The organism is Chryseobacterium luteum (genome assembly GCF_000737785.1).
Taxonomy (GTDB): Bacteria; Bacteroidota; Bacteroidia; order Flavobacteriales; family Weeksellaceae; genus Chryseobacterium; species Chryseobacterium luteum.
In genome coordinates this window covers 584,958-603,537 of sequence record NZ_JPRO01000001.1, presented here as the reverse complement: position 1 = coordinate 603,537, position 18,580 = coordinate 584,958, and the positions used below count along the sequence as shown (strand labels likewise).

Here is an 18,580-nt window from a genome sequence, read left to right as displayed (position 1 = left end):
ACAGAGGCTTAACCTTAATTAAATAAAAAAAGTCTAATTTAGCAGCATGTTAAAAAAGTTTTTTACAGCAATAGGAGAATACATTATCCTTCTGGGTAAATCCTTGCAGAAACCCCAGAAAATGAGGGTTTTTTGGAAGCTGTTCATGAGAGAAATCAATGATCTCGGTGTCAATTCTTTTGGCCTTGTGATCTTCACTTCTATATTTGTGGGAGCGGTAGTGGCTATCCAGATGTACAATAACTTTGACTCTTCCTCTTTTCCTATTCCACCGTCTTTCGTGGGATATGCAACAAAAGCGGTTTTGGTACTGGAATTTTCGCCTACCATCATCAGCCTTATCCTCGCAGGTAAAGTAGGATCCTATATTGCATCCAGTATAGGAACCATGAGGGTTTCTGAACAGATCGACGCACTGGATATCATGGGGGTAAACTCTCCTAACTTCCTTATTTTGCCTAAAATTTTCGCCTGCGTTATTTTCAATCCCATCCTTATTGCCATCAGTATCGTGTTCGGTATTGGCGGTGGGCATCTGGCAGGTATGCTGACCGGAAACTGGACAGAAAATGATTATATAGTGGGTATCCAGATGTATATGCCGAATTTATTCGTGTATTATGCATTTGTAAAAACCACCGTATTTGCTTTTATTATTGCTACAGTTCCTTCCTATTTCGGGTATAATGTAAAAGGAGGATCCCTGGAAGTGGGTAGAGCCAGTACACAGGCTGTAGTATGGACTATGGTATTTATTATCATTTCCGAATTAATTTTAACCCAATTAATATTAAGCTGATGATTGAGGTAAAAGATCTTAAGAAGAGTTTTGACAATGTTGAAGTACTTAAGGGAATTTCAACATCATTTGACAAAGGAAAAGTAAACCTGATCATCGGGCAGAGCGGCTCCGGAAAGACTGTTTTCCTGAAAAGCTTACTAAATGTTTACCAGCCTTCATCAGGAGAGATCCTTTTTGACGGCCGGGATATCAATACCATGACGAGAGATGAGAAACAGCATCTGCGGTCAGAAATAGGAACGGTATTTCAGGGCGGTGCACTTTTTGATTCCCTGACGGTGGAAGAGAACATTATGTTCCCGCTGGACATGTTTACCAACCTTACTTTCAGAGAAAAAAAGAAAAGGGTATTTGAAGTAATAGGCAGGGTACATCTTGATAAGGCAGGAAGAAAATTCCCGTCTGAAATTTCCGGGGGAATGCAGAAACGGGTGGCCATTGCAAGGGCTATTGTGAACAATCCAAAGTATCTTTTCTGTGATGAACCGAATTCCGGTCTGGATCCTTATACTTCCAATATCATTGATGATCTTCTGCTTGAAATCACTAAAGAATATAATACAACCACCATCATCAATACGCACGATATGAATTCTGTGATGACCATTGGTGAGAAAATTGTATACCTGAGACTGGGGATCAAAGAATGGGAAGGAAACAAAGATATCCTCATCACGGCAGGCAATAAAAATCTTATTGACTTCGTTTACTCTTCAGAACTCTTTAAAGAACTGAGAGAATATTTACTTGAAAATAATAAAACGATTGAAAATACAATCTCTAAAATAGATGATAATGAAAAAGATACTTAGTATAGCATTAATCGGGTTTTCAATGTTCGCTTCCGCACAGATTTCACTGGCAGGAAAGGCTAACTTAATATTCCCGACAGGCTCTCCTTCATGGAAAAACATCAAAGGAACGGTAAATGAAGCCATAGAAGGAACAGGTAAAAATAATGCAGGCTTCAATGTGGGACTTTCTTTAAAAATAGGGCTTCCTGCTGCACTGTATGTAATGCCGGAATTGTATTACACCCATTTCAAAAATGAATTCACTACGGAGAATACTACTTTTGATGTAAAAAGCAACCGTATCGATATGCCTGTTCTTGTAGGGTATAATCTTTTAGGAAATATGCTTGGGGTTTTTGTGGGACCGGTAGCCAGCTATAATTTAAGCAAGGATAATACCTACAATGATTTCAAAGAAAATGTTAAAAACAATTTCACAGTAGGATACCAGTTGGGGGCACAGCTTGAAATTAAAAAGCTGATCATCAACGCAAGATATGAAGGCGCATTCAGTAAAGATGAGAGAAATTTCATCAATAAGGTTTCAGGATCAGAAATCAGATACGACAACAGACCGAACCTATTCTTAGTGGGCGTTGGTTATAAGTTTAAATAATCTGAAATAACAACTATATACAGCCTCTTAAGCACTAAAATTAAGAGGTTTTTATTAAAAATATTCTTGTTTTAAAATAAAAAATATAAATAAATTCACTTTTGCGAGATTTTTATTGTTGCATCAAAATAATAATTATATTTGATCTTCAATTAAAATAAAAAACAATGAAAAAAACTATCTTACTTATACTATTATTCTCCGGAATAACTTTAGGCTTCGCAAAACCCGGAGTAATAAAAACTGTTAAGGAAGGGGGATGTGTCTTAAAGCCTGTTTACAAAAAAGTATATTTTAGTGATGGAATGGGAAGTGAAGATTACGAATTAGTACAGGTGGGATGGCAGAGAGTATGTTAAGAAAAAAGAGAGTTCTACTCTCTTTTATACTTTTACTGAGTTTCAGTACCATAATATTCTCTCAGGAATTTACATACGAGAGAACTAATATTCGTATGGATTCATCAAAGGTGATTTATCATGAAGTTTTAAATGTATCTAAAGATTTTTCTGTATACACAAAGCTTGGAGCCAAAGATACTCTCAATAGCAGGAAACAGGAAAATGTAACAGAGGCCTATAGCCCTTTACACCAAGGAGAGGAAAAATTGTACAAGGATTTTAAAACTGGAAAACTCTATATAGATTTTTCTAAAGAAAAAACAGTGATTCAGGATAGCTTAAATATAATCCCCTGGAAATTAGAAAATGAGTACAAAGATATTCTTGGATTTAAAGCTCAAAAAGCAACTGCTGAATTCAGAAAAAATCTCTGGACAGTATGGTTCACTAAAGATCTTCCTTATTTTGATGGCCCATGGAAGCTTAATTCCCTACCGGGATTAATTTTAGAGGCTCAAAGTATGGAAGGACATATGATCTACAAAGTCATTAAAATATCTAATAAAGATGCTTCAGCTATTGAAAAGGAAAAAAAAGAATTAAGGGGAATATTAGATGCTAAAAAAATTGTATCAGCACAAGAAAATTCTTTGCTGGAAAAAAAGAAAAGAAGTGAAATAGTTGCCTATTTAAGGATCAGGCAGGACCAAGTACAACAGAGTGTTCCCGCTGACCAAAAAAACGAGAAAGCAGCCGGGATGCAAATGTTCAATAAGAAAATGGAAGAAGAGAAAAAGATAAAGAGCAAAACAAAAAAATTAGTAATTGAAAGTTTTGAATAGGTATTTTTTCTTATTTCTAATACTATTTTCCGGAAAACTTGTTTCTCAAACTATTAAAGGTAAAATAATAGAAGCAGGTACAAATAATTTTGTACCTGCTTCTATTATTTTCAAAAGCACTGACAATAACAATTCAGAGTTCATTATTTCCAAAGACGGCAGTTATTCTAAAGTTCTCAAAAATAACTATGACGAACTTGTAATAGAAATAAACGCTCTTAATTATGCTCCTCAAATATTTACTATTAACAATCCTGTTAAAAATAAAATTTATACTGTTGATTTTCAATTAAAAAAAGAACAGGCGAAAGAAATTAAAGAAGTTATCGTTCCATCTAAGAAAAAAAGTTTTGAAGTCAAAAAAGATACTATAAGCTACAATGTTAGTTCTTATCGAGATGGTACAGAGAGAAAAATAGAAGAGATCATAAAAAAATTACCTGGTGTAGAACTTAACCCAAATACCGGAGAAATAAAGTACAAAGGCAAATCTATTGAGACTGTGCAAATTGACGGCGATGATCTTTTTGGCTCTAATTATTCTATTGGCACCAAAAACATCAATGTCAATATCGTAGATCAGATTCAGGCAATAGAAAATTATTCTGCAAATCCGTTATTAAAAGGTATAGAAAACGGAGATAAGGTAGCACTCAATATTAAATTAAAAAAAGGGAAGATAGATTTATCCGGAGATATTAATTATGAAAGTGGTTTTGCTGAAGATAAAACCCAAATGCATAATATAAATGCAAATATAATACAGATATCTAATAAGTATAAATCATTCGGAACATTCGGTTATAATAATATAGGTATTAATAATACTTCGTTTGATTATTTTTCATTCAGGCCCAATGTAGAACAGGTAAAGGAAAACATGTTTCTTGCAAAAAAAGCAATCCCAGAGACTATCTTTACTGATTTTTTTAACGATGGAAGAGCAAATATTAATAATACTGTCTTCAATAATTATAATAATATTTTTAAAGTTTCTAAAAAATTACAGATCAAGCTAAATCTTTATCAGCTTTCCGACAAGCTGAATTTTACACAGTCACTAAGAACTGAAAACTTTATCAACGGAAATAATTTTACCACAAAGGATTTTTATGAGATCAAAAAAAGGCCAAGCCTTTATAGAGGAGATATAGAATTAAAAATAAATACTTCAAAATCTTCGCTCTTGCAGTACAATATTAAATATTATAAAGAAAATATAACAACAGATTCTGATATCACCCTAAATGAAGAAAACAAATATAAAACCTCTTTATCATCAAGATCTTCTATTTTTAAACAGAATTTATTATATACTTATAAGATTTCCGATAATAAGGCGTTGCAAACAGAGCTCTATCAATCTTTTAATGAGATCCCACAAAATTTCATATCGGTACCTGACATAAAGCTTAATCAAAATTTAAGCTTTTCTACCCAGTTTAGCAAGTTCATAAAATCAATTATCGGTGGAAGGATTATCCTATTGGGAAACAGATCGAAAAGTAACGACAAATATGCTTTTGCTATTGGTGGGGAGATCACTAAGGCTCCGTTAGAATCTTATATTATAACAAACGAAGAATTAAAAGACTTTACAAACAATATTGACTATAATAAGGGTTCGTTATATACATCAGGAAGCTATCATTTGTATGTCGGAAATTTTAAATTTTCGCCTTCTTATAATCTCTCACTGATAACACAGAGACTAAATTCAGAAAATAAGAAAAACAGCTTTGTAATAGAACCCGAGTTAATGTTTTCTTACAAATTAAATGATATTTCCAAATTAATATCAACTACAAATTATAAACAGCAGACTTTTTCAGAAGAAAATTTTTTCACAGAACCTATATTTATTAATAACAGGACTTCAATAAACAATATCCCATCAATTGAAATACAGAAAATTTTTTCCACGCAGGCTTTTTATAGCCTTCTTAATCTCTACAAACAGTTTCAGCTGAACTTTGGAGTCATATACAGCCTTAATAAGGGTAATTATTTCTCAAAGATTAATATAACAGAACTAAATACTGACTATACATATTTTTATCTGCCACAAAACAATGAAAACCTGTCTTTCAGTCTTATGGCGGATAAATATATTCCTTTTTTAAAGAGTAAATTAAAATTAAAGTCCTACTATTCGATTTTTAAGTATAAAAATATAGTAAATGATATTCAATTAAAAGATAATGTGAGCACTAGTGCCAATGTCGAATTTTCGCTTAAAACAGCTTTTAATTTGAAGATAAATTTTGAAAATATTTTGTCATATGATTATCTGTCTACAAAAAAAGAAGAAGATGCAAGAAACAACAATGTAAGCATAAGAAATACTTTTATAATAATATATAAACCTGCATCAGAGTGGCTTCTTATGTCATATCTTGACTATATCAATCCGAATATCCACAATAGTAAAAAGAATCTCTTTCTGGATATTATGCTGAATAAACACATTAACACGAATTTAAGCGTAGAAGTAAATGCTAAAAACATACTGAACAGCAGATCTATCGCACGTGTACTTACTTCTGATTATAATATAGAATACCTTAATACTAATCTTATACCCAGATATTTTTCTTTTGGTATTAACTATAAATTTTAAATTTGAGGGGTTTGATTTTGGCGGAGCTCCGCTTCACGTCTGGCAATATCTGCCGCCTGTTTTTCCAGTTCTTCTTTTTCTTTCTGCAGCTGCTTGAATTCCTTTTTTTTCTCTTCAGCCTTTATTGCGCTTCCTTTGCTTACATATCCTACCATTCCGCCAATAATAAGGCCGATTCCTACTCCGGCCATTACGCCCATCATGTGTGAGATGGTAATTCCTCCTACGGTAAAATCGGTAGTCAGATAAAAAAGCAGTGCCGAAACAGCAAGCAGTATAAATCCGGTAATTGATAAACTTTTCATAAATATTGTGTTTAGTGGTTTACATTGAAAAAAGCCTTACCCAATTTAGTGAAAAATTCAATAAGGCTCTATACAAGATTAAATTCTGAGTAATTATATTTTCCCTCCGGCAGCTTTATAATATTCCAAAGCTTTTGGAAGGTTTTTATTGATATCTGAGATCCTTGTTTCAGGATTCGGGTGGGTAGATAAAAATTCTGGCTGTCTCGCACCGGATGACGCGCTCTCCATTCTATTCCAGAAAGGAATTGCTTCTCTTGGATCATATCCTGCCATAGACATAAGATACAGCCCCATCTGATCGGCTTCTGATTCCTGATTTCTGCCATATTTCAGCAAAGCAACCTGCGACCCGATAGGATATACTTTTTCAAAGATCCCCGCCCATTGTGAATTGGAAATTGTTCCTCCAAGAATAGAACCTCCGTACTGTGCAACCATAGCCTGAGAAATTCTCTCATTTCCATGTCCTGCCAAAGCGTGAGAAACTTCGTGTCCCATAACTACTGCAAGTCCATTATCATTTTTCGTAACGGGAAGAATTCCTGTATAAACGGCAACTTTTCCTCCTGGCATACACCAGGCATTCAGCTCATTGCTCTGTATAAGATTAAATTCCCAGCTGTAATTCGTAAGATCAGCGGATCTTCCTATGCTCTGATAATATCTTTCTGCTGCGCTTTTTATTCTGCTTCCTACACTCACTACTCTTTTTGCATCTGCAGTTCCTTTGATAATCTTGGATTTGGATAATGTTGTTTTATATTCCTGAGCAGACATTGTTAATATTTCCGAATTATTCGCGATCTGTAATGAAGACCTCCCCGTAATCGGATTGGTAGTACATGCTACAGCTGATAAAGCAACTGCCCCTATTCCTAATAGATGTGTAAATTTCATAGTTGTTTGAGTGTTAATAATTCAACATTTACAATTTTTATTCCAAAATGATTCAGAAGGGATATATTTGCATACATTTTGCTATTTAAATTTAACAATTATTGTGGTTATGAAAAAGTATATTTCACTTATATTTATTTTTGGATTCGTTTTTTTCTTTCAAAGCTGTTCCTCACAGGCTTCAGCAGTAGATTCCAAAACAGTTGATGCACTTGTAGATTCACAGGAATTTACTTTTCATGCACAAAGGGCCAATCCCACCAACTATGATGTTATCAATGTTATGAATTCAATACCCAATTCTACATCAATGAGGATTTTGGAACTTAACGGAGACTACACCATTACAATCAATAAAAACAATTTGGAGGTTGTGCTTCCCTATTTCGGGAGGGTATTCAATCCTACTTTCGGAAATACGGATAAAAACAGCTACAGATTTTCTTCAAAAGATTTTACGGTCAGCAAGTCCCAGAATAAGAAAGGAAACTGGACTTTAAAGATTAAGCCCAACGATACAAGCAATGTTGATGAAATTAATATAGAAATCTTTAAAAGCGGTAAAGCCTTTGTTTCTATGAGAAGTAACGACAGGCAGCCGATTACTTATGACGGTTATATTTCAAAAAATGAAGAAACACCGAAAGAAAAAGAGAAACTTTAGTCTTTAGTTAAAAATTTTTCAACAAAAAGCTTTGCTTCAGTGCTGGGATTGGAAACCATTTCTGAAGCATTTTTTTTGTGCTGTATGTAAGCGGTTTCTACGGAATCGCTTCTTTTCATCATAGCCAGAATATATTCCTGAACCCAGTATTCAAAGCGTTTTTCTGCCTGCCGGGTACGGATCTCATTAAAACTTCCCGTTTTATTTTTCAGGTCTATGAATTCATCAATAGTACTGTAAACCTCATCCAGCCCTTTATTGTAAAACGCAGAACCTAGCAATACAGGGATTTTCCAGCCTTTTTCTTTGGGAGGAATAAAATCCAGTGCCCGTTTTAATTCCAGCCTTGTATTTTTTGCTTTCTGCAGATTGTCCTGATCCACTTTGTTGATAAAAATAAGATCTACCATTTCCATGATACCCCTTTTGATACCCTGCAGTTCATCTCCGCCACCGATGATTTTCAGGAATAGAAATACATCGGTAATATCGGCCACCAGAACTTCAGACTGCCCTACTCCTACGGTTTCTATCAAAATATAATCATATCCTGCCGCTTCGCAGATCATCATCGTCTCAAAGGTGGTATTGGCCACTCCGCCAAGAAATCCTGAGCTTGGGGAAGGGCGGATAAAGGCATTTTCTTCTTTGGCGAGTTCTTCCATCCTGGTTTTATCTCCCAAAATGCTTCCTTTGTTGATGGACGAACTGGGATCAATGGCCAGAACCGCCACTTTTTTACCGTTAGCAATGGCAAGTCTGCCGAAATTTTCAATGAATGTGGATTTTCCTGCACCGGGAACTCCGGTAATTCCTATTCTTATGGAATTTCCCGTGAAAGGCATTATTTCCTTCAGAAGCTCTTCTGCCTGGGTTCTGTGCTCTGCTTTTTTACTTTCAACTAATGTAATAGCTTTTGCGATCAGGCGTTTATTTCCTGACCGTATTCCTTCGATTAGTTCTTCTGTAGAAAATTTCATTGATTCAAAAATATAAAAATAACCGTCAAACTCCCATACAAACGGGCATTAATTTTATTTCTTCTAAATTAAAACTAGAGGCCGTCTCATCAACGGGGCATGGAAATTCCTACATTTGTTACGAATCAAATTTAATAAACATGAAAAAAATATCCGCTGCTGCATTATTGACCTGCATTTTACTGGCTTCCTGTACACCAAAGGCCTCTACAGCCGGACCTGCGGGACCTTCCGTTTCTACTGCGGAACAAATAGCACAGGGAAAAGCAATCTTTGAAAATTCCTGCGGAAGATGCCATAAACTTCCGGATCCTGCAGCACACACTTCTGTACAGTGGGTAGGCATCATGAATTCAATGGCTCCCAAAGCGAAACTGACAGATGTTCAGCATCAGTGGGTATACGACTATATTGTTTCCGTGAAAAAATAATCATCAAATCAAAATCTGGATATGAAAAAAGTAATCTTAAGTATGGCTGCAGGAGCAGCGTTAATGGTATCGTGCGGGCCTAAAAGCACCGCTGTAACCGGGCCCAAGTACACTGCATCTGAACAGCTGGTTCAGGGTAAGACTATTTTTGAAAACTCATGCTCTAAATGCCATAAGCTCCCGGATCCGGCTAAGCATGATGATCAGGGATGGATCAAAACTTTAAGCAGAATGGCTCCTAAAGCTAAATTAAGCGATGATCAGCACCAGATGGTATACGATTTTCTGATTTCTGCGAATAAGAAGTAGGGTTTCTATGTTGGAGGGTTTTTAGAGTTGGAGGGTTTGAATGTAATAGGGTTTAATATTCATCATTTATAATTCTCTTTCTCTTCTTCTTCCAAAGTTATTGCTCACTTTAATGTTATTCCCAATCCGGGCTTTCCGGATAGGGTTATTTTGCCGTTTTCCACAAAGTTTCCGGAGGCATAATCATTGGAAATAAGATTCGCTCCGTCCAGATCAGCAAAGTCGGTAAGCCCTGCCAATACGCAGCCGGCTGAGATCCCGACGGTAGATTCCGTCATGCATCCGATCATAATTTTATAGCCCAGTTTTTTTGCTTTTCTGATCATTTCCAATGCCGGAGTGAGTCCTCCGCATTTCATCAGTTTTATATTGACGCTTTTATAGTAAGGAATTAATTCGTCGAGGGAATCACTATCCTGGCAATCCTCATCTGCCATCCAATTGGCAAAACCTTCTTTCTTTAAAACCTTATATTGGTCAATGGACCGTGGCTGTTCCAGATATGAGAACTTTTGAACTTCCCTGTTTTCCTGAAGCCAAAGGCAGTCCTGATCTGTAAAGCTGGCATTGGAATCTAATGCGATATTGCGGTTCAATCTCAACAGCTTTTCAATATTGTGTTTATGGAGTCCTTTGCATTTTACTTTGAATCTGTTCCAACTGCTGTTTTCTATTTTCCGGATCTGATCTTCAATATCTGAGACGGAAATGGTTATTGAGCTTTCTGCCAGGTTCGTGGAAGGAATATGATTCAATTCTGTAAAACTTTTGTTTTCAAGCTTTCCGAACAGATCCCAATAGGCACAATCCAGTGCAGACATCAAAAACGGATGCAGATCCAGCCGTGAAAGAAAACGGAAAAAATCTTCCGGATGACTGATGGCTTGTTTTTCAAGTAACGGCTGGATCTCTTTTAACCTGATGATAAAATGCGCCAGATCAATCTGATAATAATCTATGGCGACACATTCGCCATATCCTTTAGAGTTTGAATAAGATAATTCTACCAGCAACGCTTCCCTTCTGTCATAATTTCCATAGGCTATCGAGAAAGTTTCTTTTAGCTGAAGTGTTTTAAGTTGAAAATGCAGTTCCATCCCGTAAAACTACAAAAAAGGACCTTAAAAAGATCCTTTTGCATTGATTCAACTGTAATTTAAACCTTTTTATTTTCGGCAAAAAGTAGATTTACTTTTTCACTTTTTTCTTTTTTGATTTCGCCATTTTGCTTTTAATAAATTTTGCCCTGCTTCTCACAAAATCAATCATAGCCTGATTATAACTGTATTTTTCAGCTTCTTTCAGGGGCTCCAATGCTTTTTTGTATTCCAATCTGATCTCAAACAGCTGCGATTTCTGTATCAATATCCTTGCTTTATCTATTCCTTTGATTTTTAAAGCATAATTAATCAGTTTTTCAGCTTCATCCAGATCCTCATTATCCAAAAGGCATTTGATATAATGCAGCGGAGTGTTGAGATTAGCTACATTATACTGCATGGCTTCTTCGAAGTACATTTTTGCTTTTTCATAATCTGTAAGCATTTCGCTGTATATTCTTCCCATCAGGCACAGGCTGTCGGCGTCTTCAGGATCATAGGAGAGAGCATAATTCAAGGCTTCCAGGCAGTCGGGAAGACTGTATGGATAATTATCCAGTGCTTCAAAATAATATTTACTTTTAGTTAAGGTCATTTCTATTGTTTTTTAGTTCTTTTTTCAGGATATTCCGCTGTTTTTTAAATGATTTATCCTGATGGTTCTTTTTAAAATCTGTCCCTGAAAATGTCCGGACCGGATTTCCTCTCTGTACCTGCAGATGATTGTTCCATGTGTCCTGCATTCTTTTTTCCAGCTGTCTGATATAGAGTCCGGTCACTTTTTCTTTCAGCCTCGTGATGGCAAGCTTTTTATTCTCCAGCTGTGACCGGGAATCCTGTGCAAATACACTTTCGCCTGTTGGCAGGTGAGTCGCACGGACAGCCGTATTTACTTTGTTCACATTCTGACCGCCGTTTCCCTGGCTTCTTGTGGTCTGGAACTGAATATCTTTTTCACTGAAATTGATTTTTTCCAGTCCTTCCAGCTCAAAAACACCGATAAACCAGTTACTCCTTTTGTGAAGTTTCCTGAACGTACTTTTCCCGGTCCAGCATATGCTTCCTAACCATGTTTTTAAAAATATATTCAGTTCTTTTGCTTTTAGCAGTATGGTTACGGATTTAAGGGTCAGGTTTTCATCACCATTTTCACGGTGGATGATTTCGTATTATATTTTATTATTCTTGATTTCCTCAAGAAGGACCTTCAATACTTTAGCGATAACCCACTGGCATTCTAAAGGTCCTCTTCCTGAGGTTATCTGTATGAGTTTTTCCATTTTTGTAAAATTTTTAAAACCGCTTCTCTGTTCTTTGCTTCTTTGATAAAGGCCGGAAGTCTTTCTACCATACGCATTCTGTATGGCAGTGTTCTTAATTCTGATGAAATATAAGCCTCCATCTCCAAAAGGTATTCTCTGTTTTTTGCCCAAAATAAATTTCCCTTGCAGTCATCCTGAAAATAAAGTGGGCAGCCAAAAACATCATCCTGCTTCAGTCCCTGTGCTTTCTGAGAGTAATTGCTAAAATACTTTTCATATCTTGGTTTTATATCAAACCGGGCATCACATTCTCCACACTGAACCGAAATCTTCGGAAGTTTTTCTTTTACACATCTTTCAACGCGGATAGAATGTGCACAAACAGGACAATGAAGCTTGACAATTGCTTTATAAACGACCATTTCATATCCTGTTTTTCTCAAATTACAGTGTCTGCATTCCAGAACGGCTTCTTTATAATTATTTTCATTTTTAACAACTGCATCCTTTCCACATTCCGGACAGACAACCAGGCAATCAGTATAGTAAGAAGAATATTGTTGTTTGTATCTTTTTTCCATTTTAATTTACGTTAGGGATTTCACTTAATTTTGGATGACCGACAGGGTCAATTCCTTTCTGCAGTAAATCTTTGGCAGCCATTACAGCCCAGCATTTATCGCTGGAATGAATGTTTGTGTAAAAAGTCAGTAATACATCAGGTCTGACAACCCTAAAGCCGTTGACTTCAATAGTTTCCAGGTCATTTCTTTCAAAGAAATCTATCGTAATTCTGTGAGATTTTCCGTTTTCGAGTTCGGTTGTTTTCTCATACCTGCGGAAGTTTTCTTTACTCTGCAGATGATCATACCGCGTCCATACTTTCTGAAAACCTTCCTGCTGAAGAATCATAACTGCTTCAGCTGCGTTTTCTTTCTTTACAAAAACATCAATATCCTTGTGGTCATGGGCATGCTTGTATTCTGTATGTCCTGTTTCTGACATAAAATGCCACGCCCATCCACCTGATATGATGACTTTATCCTTTAATTTATTTAAAATTTCAAGTCCATGCAGGATTCTAAATTCCGGCCAGACTTCTCCGTATCTTTTTATGTTATGAGGCGCTCCCATTTTTTATTTTTTTGTTGTTTATAAAACCTTATAGGTTTTTGAAACCTATAAGGCTGGAAGTTGCGGGTTTATTGAAAGTAGATTCTTTCAGATATAAACCAGCAACTTAATTATTTATCCATTCTCACAATCCGGGGCTGAAATGTTCCGAGAATGTCTACCAATTCGCTCTGTGCATTCATTACTTCGTGAATATCTTTATAGGCCATCGGGGCTTCTTCCGTGTTACCGCCTATCAAAGTGACTTTCTTCAGCTTCAGTTCTTTTTTGATATCATTCTGAGTGAAAAGACTTCTGCATTCTCCTCTTGAATGGGCTCTTCCCGCTCCATGCGAAGCTGACTTCAATGCGTCGGGATTTCCTTTTCCGCGGACGATAAAACCTTTTGCCGTCATGGATCCCGGAATCATTCCCAGTTCATTTTCGTTGGCAGGAGTGGCTCCTTTTCTGTGGACAATCACTTCTTTTCCGTTGTGAACTTCTTTCCATGCGAAGTTGTGATGGTTCTCAATTCTTGCTTTTACTCTTCCGCCGACAGCTTTTACAAGCCTTCTGTGAATATCATCGTGACAGGCGGAAGCATAATCTCCGGCAAGATTCATCGCGGTCCAGTATTCAAGACCGAGATGGGTATTCAGATCCAGCCAGGCAAACTGCTGTGCTTCTTTTGGCAGCGGACACTGATCTGCCGCTACTCTTGAGTAGTATTGTGCAATCTCAGCACCCAAACCCCTGGAGCCACTGTGTGATAAAATCCCCAGGTATTTTCCTTTCGGAAGACCAACCTGGTCATCTTCTTCCGTGATTTCCACTTCTCCGAATTCCACAAAGTGATTTCCGCCGCCGGAAGACCCCATCTGTTTGATGGCTTTTCCCTTTAATCTCCTCAAAATGGGGATCATGCCGAAAGTATCTCTCTCAAAGATTTCATGATCTATATGAGATTTATGTGTTTCGTACATCCCGAATTTGGTATGTTCGGCAAGAGCTTTTTCATATTTATCTCTTGCTCCGTCAAGATATGAAACGGGTATATCCAAAATACTGAGGCTCATTCTGCAGCCGATATCCATTCCTACACCGTAAGGAATTACTGCGTTTTCTACAGCCAGAACGCCTCCAATCGGAAGTCCGTAACCGCTGTGGGCATCGGGCATTAAGGCACCCTGTATTGAAACAGGTAGCTTCAAAGCCGTATACAGCTGGTTTTTTGCTTCTTCAGAGATATTGTTTCCAAAAATCTGAAAGGAAGCGCGCTGATTATTGAGCATTCGTTTTTCTGTTTTTCTGGAAGAAAGCAGTGATTCTGCGATCTGCCCGAAAGTGAGGTCTTTTTCAAAGTTCTCCGGATTGAGGAGGATGTCTTTTAAAATAGATTTTACATGATGAATGTTCTTCGTTGCAAAATTTCTTTTCATGACTTCCAGGGCCACGTTGACGCTTTGATTATTTGGATAGCCGAGTTTTAATATATCTTTTCCTTTTAGTTTTAAATTTCCCATTGTTTTTGTTTTAAATCATACAGGACCTTACAAGTCCTCAAAATAGTCTGCAATCTCTGTTGCAGATATGATGCAGGCAGCATATTTCCTGCTTTTGATAAGATCGGTTTCATATTCCCTTTTCCAGGCATTTGATTTACCATAGATTTTCTTTTGGATTATTCCCGCCACTTTATGTTGGCTGACATATGATTCTATCTCAGCATATTCTTTTTCAAGTTCGGCATCTACAGGTTTGTAGTGCGTGATCATATAAGGTCTTATCCGTAGCGTAAATCTCCAGGGTTCAATGAATTCGTAGTACGTTTCATTCCTTTTTCTGAATGGATTGTATTCTTCTTTTTTAAGAAAATACTGCCTTTCTCTGGAGGTCATTCCAAATTTTGGGTCTGTCCATGCATAGAAGGAAATCCGGTTGAGCTTCTGTGCTTTTTCCACATATATCCTTCGTCCGAACTTTTTTTTCTTTTTCAGAAACAGCCGGCTTTCGGAATACATACAGGTGTTGATCTTCTTCAGAATTCCTTCAAAGAAATCTGCATCTTGAGATCTTTTCACTTCATAATTCAGTACGAAGAATCTTACAAATCCCCTCTGATAGGGATTTTCCAGTGGAATCCACGGAATATTCTTTCTGATGTTCCAAAGTTCTTTACTACGTTTATACTTTTTTCTTATCTGCTTTTCTACATCTTTTATCCCTGTTCTTTTTCTGCTTCTTGCGCTTCTAAGGCGGTGAAACAGAAGGTTATTATTTTCCATTAATGATAAGCACAAAGATGCCGGATACAAGATCCTGGACTTTGAATCTGTATACACCTTTTCTTATTCAACTAAAATAATAGTTGATTGATTTACGATAATGAACAGCATGAACAGGACCGTATAAGATCTTTTCATCTGTTCTTAATGACACTAAAAAATTTCGGGGAAACTGGAGTTTACATATTGCGCAATAAAAAAACCGAAATCTTTACGACTTCGGGTTTTGATATTTCGTTGTACTATTATTCTAAGAGTATACCAAACCACGAAGCCATACCACCATAAGGGGTACTCCAGCTGAAGAATTCTGATTCGTTTTGAACATTGCTTCGTTGTTTTTTAATGGGTTAAACTTGATTTTCAGGTGCAAATATATTAATTTTTCTGAATATTCAAATTTTTTTAATAGAAAAAGCCCGGATAATTTTATATCCGGGATTTGTTTTTTTGTTTGAGATTAATCTTTTGAGCCTAAACTATCCATTTCATCATCCATTCCTTTGGCTTCATTGGAGTGGTACACTCTTTCTGATCCAAGAAAATAAATATTGTGTCTTGCTTTGGCTATAATCCCGTTATATTCCTGCTCCGTCATACCTTCCGGAATATTTTCCCGGGTTTCCGATGGTCTTCGGTATACTTCAAGAGCCCCGTTTTCATTCAAAACGGCTTTTGCATCTTTAGCCCGCTCAAGATCATTGGCATACACGATAACGGTGCTTCTTCCTATACTATATTTACGATAGGCATCCAACATCTCTGCATCGTGGGCAAACACGTAATTAAAAAATCCTTTGGTCTGCTCGTCTTCCTGATAATGATCAACCGACAATCCGCTTTCTACTCTAGACTTTGAAATGATGATATCTGCTTCGTCAAAGCCTTTTTCTTTTAAATTCTTTTTAATTTCCTCTGTATCTACAGTCACCGGAAATACTGAAACTACTGTATAAGCCATAATGAAATTTTTCACTTAAACTATACAAAAGCTGTGCAAGTTATCCTTTCTAAAATGTTAATTTAAAAATTTTTCTAAAATTTCAACTGCACATTTCGGAAGATTGGTTCCGGGACCGAAAATAAAATCTGCCCCGTTCGCATACAGGAATTCGTAGTCCTGCTGTGGAATAACACCTCCCACCACGATGGTAATATCATCTGCCCCCAGTTTTTTAAGCTCTTCCACAACCTGCGGAACGAGTGTTTTATGACCGGCAGCAAGAGAAGATACCCCGAGGATGTGGATATCATTTTCTACGGCCTGTTTAGCTACTTCTTCGGGAGTCTGGAACAATGGTGCCACATCGACATCAAATCCCATATCGGCAAATGCAGTAGCTACTACTTTAGCGCCCCTGTCGTGTCCGTCCTGGCCCATTTTGGCAACCATAAGTCTTGGGCGGCGGCCTTCTTCTTCTTCAAATTTCTGGGTCAGATGAAGGGCTTTTTCAAAATATTCGTTTTTCCCGGCGTTCATAGCGTATACTCCAGAGATTGTTCTGATATTGGCTTTATATCTTCCGAAAGTTTCTTCCATGGCGTCACTCATTTCGCCAAGGGTAACTCTTCTTCTTGCTGCTTCTATACACAATGCCAGAAGATTTCCTTTTCCTGTCTTTGCGCTTTCACGGATATCGTTCAGGATTTCTGTAACGGCTTCAGGGTTTCTTTCTGCTTTTATTTTTTCAAGTCTTTCGATCTGCTTCCTGCGGACTTCTGTATTATCGATATCCAGGATCTCTATTCCATCCTGTTTTAAGGCTGTTCTGAATGAATTTACGCCAATGATGAATTCTTCACCACTGTCTATTTTAGCCTGCTTTTTAGCAGCTGCTTCTTCAATCCTCATTTTGGGAATTCCGGCTTCAATGGCTTTTGTCATTCCGCCTTCCTGCTCTACCTCACCTATATATTTCATTGCTTCTTCGATCATCTGCTGGGTAAGGCTTTCCACAAGGTTGCTTCCACCCATAGGATCTACAACATCACAGATCCCGCTTTCCTGTTGAAGGATAATCTGGGTGTTTCTTGCGATTTTTGCTGAATAATCTGTCGGGAGTGCAATAGCTTCATCCAGTGCATTGGTATGCAGAGACTGAGTTCCACCCAAGGCGGAGGAAAGGGCTTCAATGGCTGTTCTTGTAATATTATTGAAGGGTTCCTGCTCTGTAAGAGACCATCCTGAAGTCTGGGAGTGGGTTCTTAATGCTAACGATTTTGGATTCTGCGGATTGAACTGCTTTAAAAGAGTGGCCCAGATGTATCTTGCGGCTCGCATTTTTGCAATTTCCATGAAGTGGTTCATTCCGATTGCCCAGAAGAATGAAAGTCTGGGAGCAAAATCATCGACATTCATTCCGGCTTTGATCCCTGTTCTTACATATTCGAGACCGTCTGCAAGTGTATAAGCCATTTCCAGTACCGGAGTGGCACCGGCTTCCTGCATGTGGTATCCTGAGATGGAAATAGAGTTGAATTTCGGAATATTCTGCGCAGTATATTCAAAGATATCTGCAATGATCTTCATGGAAGGAGCCGGCGGATAAATATAGGTATTCCTCACCATAAATTCTTTCAGAATATCATTCTGAATGGTTCCTGAAAGAAGCTCCTGCTTCACGCCCTGCTCTTCAGCAGCCACAATATAGAAGGACAAAACAGGAAGTACGGCTCCGTTCATCGTCATAGATACTGAGATCTGGTCTAAAGGGATTTCATTAAAGAGAATTTTCATATCTTCAACAGAGTCGATGGCTACGCCCGCTTTACCCACGTCTCCTACAACTCTTGTGTGATCGGAATCATATCCTCTGTGTGTGGCAAGGTCAAAGGCTACGGATAATCCTTTTTGTCCTGCTGCCAGGTTTCTTCTGTAAAATGCATTGGATTCTTCTGCGGTAGAAAAGCCTGCGTATTGTCTTACAGTCCATGGTTTTTGTACATACATGGTGGAATACGGTCCTCTGAGATAGGGTGCAATTCCTGGAGAAGTCTGCGTTAAAGATTCATTTTTAACATCTTTCCGGGTGTAAGATGATTTTAACTCTAATCCGTCTTTTTCAAAGTTATAGATCTCTCTTTCCTGAGGCTCCATACTAAAATCCGGTTTTTTCACAGAAATTGTCTTTCGCATTCCAATAATTTTTGTCTGCGTAAAGTTAATTTTTTTGAACGAAACATGAAACTTATGTTAACAGACAGTTTTTCTGAATT

The 18,580-nt window shown here is 37.3% G+C and carries 20 protein-coding genes and 1 pseudogene; 9 read left to right on the top strand and 12 right to left on the bottom strand.

Annotated features, from left to right (window positions below; genetic code table 11):
• The first annotated feature begins 46 nt into the window (after positions 1 to 46).
• The 6 genes from IX38_RS02815 to IX38_RS02790 all read left to right on the top strand — a co-directional run bounded on the left by IX38_RS02815 (position 47) and on the right by IX38_RS02790 (position 6,015).
• Complete coding sequence (locus tag IX38_RS02815; protein WP_034701314.1) at positions 47 to 799, top strand: MlaE family ABC transporter permease; 753 nt, start codon at positions 47 to 49, stop codon at positions 797 to 799.
• Positions 799 to 1,614 carry an ABC transporter ATP-binding protein gene (locus IX38_RS02810; protein ID WP_034701313.1) on the top strand — a complete coding sequence of 272 codons (816 nt, stop codon included), beginning with the start codon at positions 799 to 801 and terminating at the stop codon, positions 1,612 to 1,614. The genes IX38_RS02815 and IX38_RS02810 overlap by 1 nt, the downstream gene beginning before the upstream one ends.
• Positions 1,598 to 2,212 (top strand): outer membrane beta-barrel protein, encoded by a 615-nt coding sequence (locus IX38_RS02805; protein ID WP_034701311.1) that lies wholly within the window; start codon positions 1,598 to 1,600, stop codon positions 2,210 to 2,212. Before IX38_RS02810 ends, IX38_RS02805 begins: the two co-directional genes overlap by 17 nt.
• 167 nt (positions 2,213 to 2,379) lie before the next feature.
• On the top strand, positions 2,380 to 2,571 hold the full coding sequence (locus tag IX38_RS02800) for a hypothetical protein (RefSeq protein ID WP_034701309.1): 192 nt from the start codon (positions 2,380 to 2,382) through the stop codon (positions 2,569 to 2,571).
• A complete protein-coding gene (locus IX38_RS21835) occupies positions 2,553 to 3,395 on the top strand; it encodes a GLPGLI family protein (protein WP_084680165.1) in 843 nt (280 codons plus the stop codon). The genes IX38_RS02800 and IX38_RS21835 overlap by 19 nt, the downstream gene beginning before the upstream one ends.
• Positions 3,379 to 6,015 (top strand): hypothetical protein, encoded by a 2,637-nt coding sequence (locus tag IX38_RS02790; RefSeq protein ID WP_034701306.1) that lies wholly within the window; start codon positions 3,379 to 3,381, stop codon positions 6,013 to 6,015. The genes IX38_RS21835 and IX38_RS02790 overlap by 17 nt, the downstream gene beginning before the upstream one ends.
• Here IX38_RS02790 and IX38_RS02785 read toward each other — a convergent pair.
• Entirely contained in the window at positions 6,012 to 6,320 is a 309-nt protein-coding gene (locus IX38_RS02785) for a hypothetical protein (RefSeq protein ID WP_034701305.1), read from the bottom strand. The genes IX38_RS02790 and IX38_RS02785 overlap by 4 nt on opposite strands.
• 93 nt (positions 6,321 to 6,413) lie before the next feature.
• The gene (locus tag IX38_RS02780) at positions 6,414 to 7,220 is read right to left on the bottom strand and encodes a M48 family metallopeptidase (protein ID WP_034701303.1); all 807 of its coding nucleotides are present in this window, start codon (positions 7,218 to 7,220) and stop codon (positions 6,414 to 6,416) included.
• Between the two features lie 109 nt (positions 7,221 to 7,329).
• Between IX38_RS02780 and IX38_RS02775 the strand changes: the two genes are divergently transcribed.
• Positions 7,330 to 7,884, top strand: coding sequence for a DUF4251 domain-containing protein (locus IX38_RS02775; RefSeq protein ID WP_034701301.1), 555 nt, complete (start codon positions 7,330 to 7,332; stop codon positions 7,882 to 7,884).
• Here IX38_RS02775 and meaB read toward each other — a convergent pair.
• Complete coding sequence (meaB, locus tag IX38_RS02770) at positions 7,881 to 8,864, bottom strand: methylmalonyl Co-A mutase-associated GTPase MeaB (RefSeq protein ID WP_034701300.1); 984 nt, start codon at positions 8,862 to 8,864, stop codon at positions 7,881 to 7,883. The two genes, IX38_RS02775 and meaB, sit on opposite strands and share 4 nt — an antisense overlap.
• A gap of 140 nt (positions 8,865 to 9,004) precedes the next feature.
• On the opposite strand from meaB, the gene IX38_RS02765 reads away from it, so the two are divergent.
• Both IX38_RS02765 and IX38_RS02760 read left to right on the top strand, forming a co-directional pair.
• Positions 9,005 to 9,295, top strand: coding sequence for a c-type cytochrome (locus IX38_RS02765; protein WP_034701298.1), 291 nt, complete (start codon positions 9,005 to 9,007; stop codon positions 9,293 to 9,295).
• Between the two features lie 21 nt (positions 9,296 to 9,316).
• Positions 9,317 to 9,604 carry a cytochrome c gene (locus IX38_RS02760; protein WP_034701295.1) on the top strand — a complete coding sequence of 96 codons (288 nt, stop codon included), beginning with the start codon at positions 9,317 to 9,319 and terminating at the stop codon, positions 9,602 to 9,604.
• A 104-nt stretch (positions 9,605 to 9,708) separates the two neighbouring features.
• Here the strand turns inward: IX38_RS02760 and IX38_RS02755 are convergent, their stop codons facing one another.
• The 9 genes and pseudogenes from IX38_RS02755 to scpA all read right to left on the bottom strand — a co-directional run bounded on the left by IX38_RS02755 (position 9,709) and on the right by scpA (position 18,500).
• On the bottom strand, positions 9,709 to 10,701 hold the full coding sequence (locus IX38_RS02755) for an enolase C-terminal domain-like protein (protein WP_034701294.1): 993 nt from the start codon (positions 10,699 to 10,701) through the stop codon (positions 9,709 to 9,711).
• Between the two features lie 91 nt (positions 10,702 to 10,792).
• A complete protein-coding gene (locus IX38_RS02750; protein ID WP_034701291.1) occupies positions 10,793 to 11,299 on the bottom strand; it encodes a tetratricopeptide repeat protein in 507 nt (168 codons plus the stop codon).
• Positions 11,286 to 11,984, bottom strand: a pseudogene (gene prfH, locus IX38_RS02745) (peptide chain release factor H). The gene IX38_RS02750 and the pseudogene prfH overlap by 14 nt, the downstream one beginning before the upstream one ends.
• A complete protein-coding gene (locus IX38_RS02740) occupies positions 11,963 to 12,547 on the bottom strand; it encodes a hypothetical protein (protein ID WP_034701289.1) in 585 nt (194 codons plus the stop codon). The pseudogene prfH and the gene IX38_RS02740 overlap by 22 nt, the downstream one beginning before the upstream one ends.
• Before the next feature lies 1 nt (position 12,548).
• Positions 12,549 to 13,100, bottom strand: coding sequence for a nucleotidyltransferase family protein (locus tag IX38_RS02735; protein ID WP_034701287.1), 552 nt, complete (start codon positions 13,098 to 13,100; stop codon positions 12,549 to 12,551).
• A gap of 110 nt (positions 13,101 to 13,210) precedes the next feature.
• Complete coding sequence (locus IX38_RS02730) at positions 13,211 to 14,602, bottom strand: RtcB family protein (RefSeq protein WP_034701286.1); 1,392 nt, start codon at positions 14,600 to 14,602, stop codon at positions 13,211 to 13,213.
• A gap of 27 nt (positions 14,603 to 14,629) precedes the next feature.
• The gene (locus IX38_RS02725; protein WP_034701285.1) at positions 14,630 to 15,364 is read right to left on the bottom strand and encodes a hypothetical protein; all 735 of its coding nucleotides are present in this window, start codon (positions 15,362 to 15,364) and stop codon (positions 14,630 to 14,632) included.
• 460 nt (positions 15,365 to 15,824) lie between these two features.
• Entirely contained in the window at positions 15,825 to 16,325 is a 501-nt protein-coding gene (locus IX38_RS02720) for a hypothetical protein (RefSeq protein ID WP_034701284.1), read from the bottom strand.
• A gap of 57 nt (positions 16,326 to 16,382) precedes the next feature.
• Positions 16,383 to 18,500, bottom strand: a complete 2,118-nt coding sequence (scpA, locus tag IX38_RS02715) for a methylmalonyl-CoA mutase (protein ID WP_034701283.1) — start codon at positions 18,498 to 18,500, stop codon at positions 16,383 to 16,385.
• Positions 18,501 to 18,580 lie beyond the last annotated feature (80 nt).

What these genes read in the sequence shown, in the direction of transcription:
- IX38_RS02750 (WP_034701291.1), bottom strand. Translation starts at nt 11,299, where the DNA reads ATGACCTTAACTAAAAGTAAATATTATTTTGAAGCACTGGATAATTAT.
- IX38_RS02725 (WP_034701285.1), bottom strand. Translation starts at nt 15,364, where the DNA reads ATGGAAAATAATAACCTTCTGTTTCACCGCCTTAGAAGCGCAAGAAGC.
- IX38_RS02810 (WP_034701313.1), top strand. Translation starts at nt 799, where the DNA reads ATGATTGAGGTAAAAGATCTTAAGAAGAGTTTTGACAATGTTGAAGTA.
- IX38_RS02780 (WP_034701303.1), bottom strand. Translation starts at nt 7,220, where the DNA reads ATGAAATTTACACATCTATTAGGAATAGGGGCAGTTGCTTTATCAGCT.
- IX38_RS02720 (WP_034701284.1), bottom strand. Translation starts at nt 16,325, where the DNA reads ATGGCTTATACAGTAGTTTCAGTATTTCCGGTGACTGTAGATACAGAG.
- IX38_RS02730 (WP_034701286.1), bottom strand. Translation starts at nt 14,602, where the DNA reads ATGGGAAATTTAAAACTAAAAGGAAAAGATATATTAAAACTCGGCTAT.
- IX38_RS02740 (WP_034701289.1), bottom strand. Translation starts at nt 12,547, where the DNA reads ATGGAAAAAAGATACAAACAACAATATTCTTCTTACTATACTGATTGC.
- IX38_RS02760 (WP_034701295.1), top strand. Translation starts at nt 9,317, where the DNA reads ATGAAAAAAGTAATCTTAAGTATGGCTGCAGGAGCAGCGTTAATGGTA.
- IX38_RS02775 (WP_034701301.1), top strand. Translation starts at nt 7,330, where the DNA reads ATGAAAAAGTATATTTCACTTATATTTATTTTTGGATTCGTTTTTTTC.
- meaB (WP_034701300.1), bottom strand. Translation starts at nt 8,864, where the DNA reads ATGAAATTTTCTACAGAAGAACTAATCGAAGGAATACGGTCAGGAAAT.
- IX38_RS02735 (WP_034701287.1), bottom strand. Translation starts at nt 13,100, where the DNA reads ATGGGAGCGCCTCATAACATAAAAAGATACGGAGAAGTCTGGCCGGAA.
- IX38_RS21835 (WP_084680165.1), top strand. Translation starts at nt 2,553, where the DNA reads ATGGCAGAGAGTATGTTAAGAAAAAAGAGAGTTCTACTCTCTTTTATA.
- IX38_RS02815 (WP_034701314.1), top strand. Translation starts at nt 47, where the DNA reads ATGTTAAAAAAGTTTTTTACAGCAATAGGAGAATACATTATCCTTCTG.
- IX38_RS02800 (WP_034701309.1), top strand. Translation starts at nt 2,380, where the DNA reads ATGAAAAAAACTATCTTACTTATACTATTATTCTCCGGAATAACTTTA.
- scpA (WP_034701283.1), bottom strand. Translation starts at nt 18,500, where the DNA reads ATGCGAAAGACAATTTCTGTGAAAAAACCGGATTTTAGTATGGAGCCT.
- IX38_RS02785 (WP_034701305.1), bottom strand. Translation starts at nt 6,320, where the DNA reads ATGAAAAGTTTATCAATTACCGGATTTATACTGCTTGCTGTTTCGGCA.
- IX38_RS02805 (WP_034701311.1), top strand. Translation starts at nt 1,598, where the DNA reads ATGAAAAAGATACTTAGTATAGCATTAATCGGGTTTTCAATGTTCGCT.
- IX38_RS02755 (WP_034701294.1), bottom strand. Translation starts at nt 10,701, where the DNA reads ATGGAACTGCATTTTCAACTTAAAACACTTCAGCTAAAAGAAACTTTC.
- IX38_RS02765 (WP_034701298.1), top strand. Translation starts at nt 9,005, where the DNA reads ATGAAAAAAATATCCGCTGCTGCATTATTGACCTGCATTTTACTGGCT.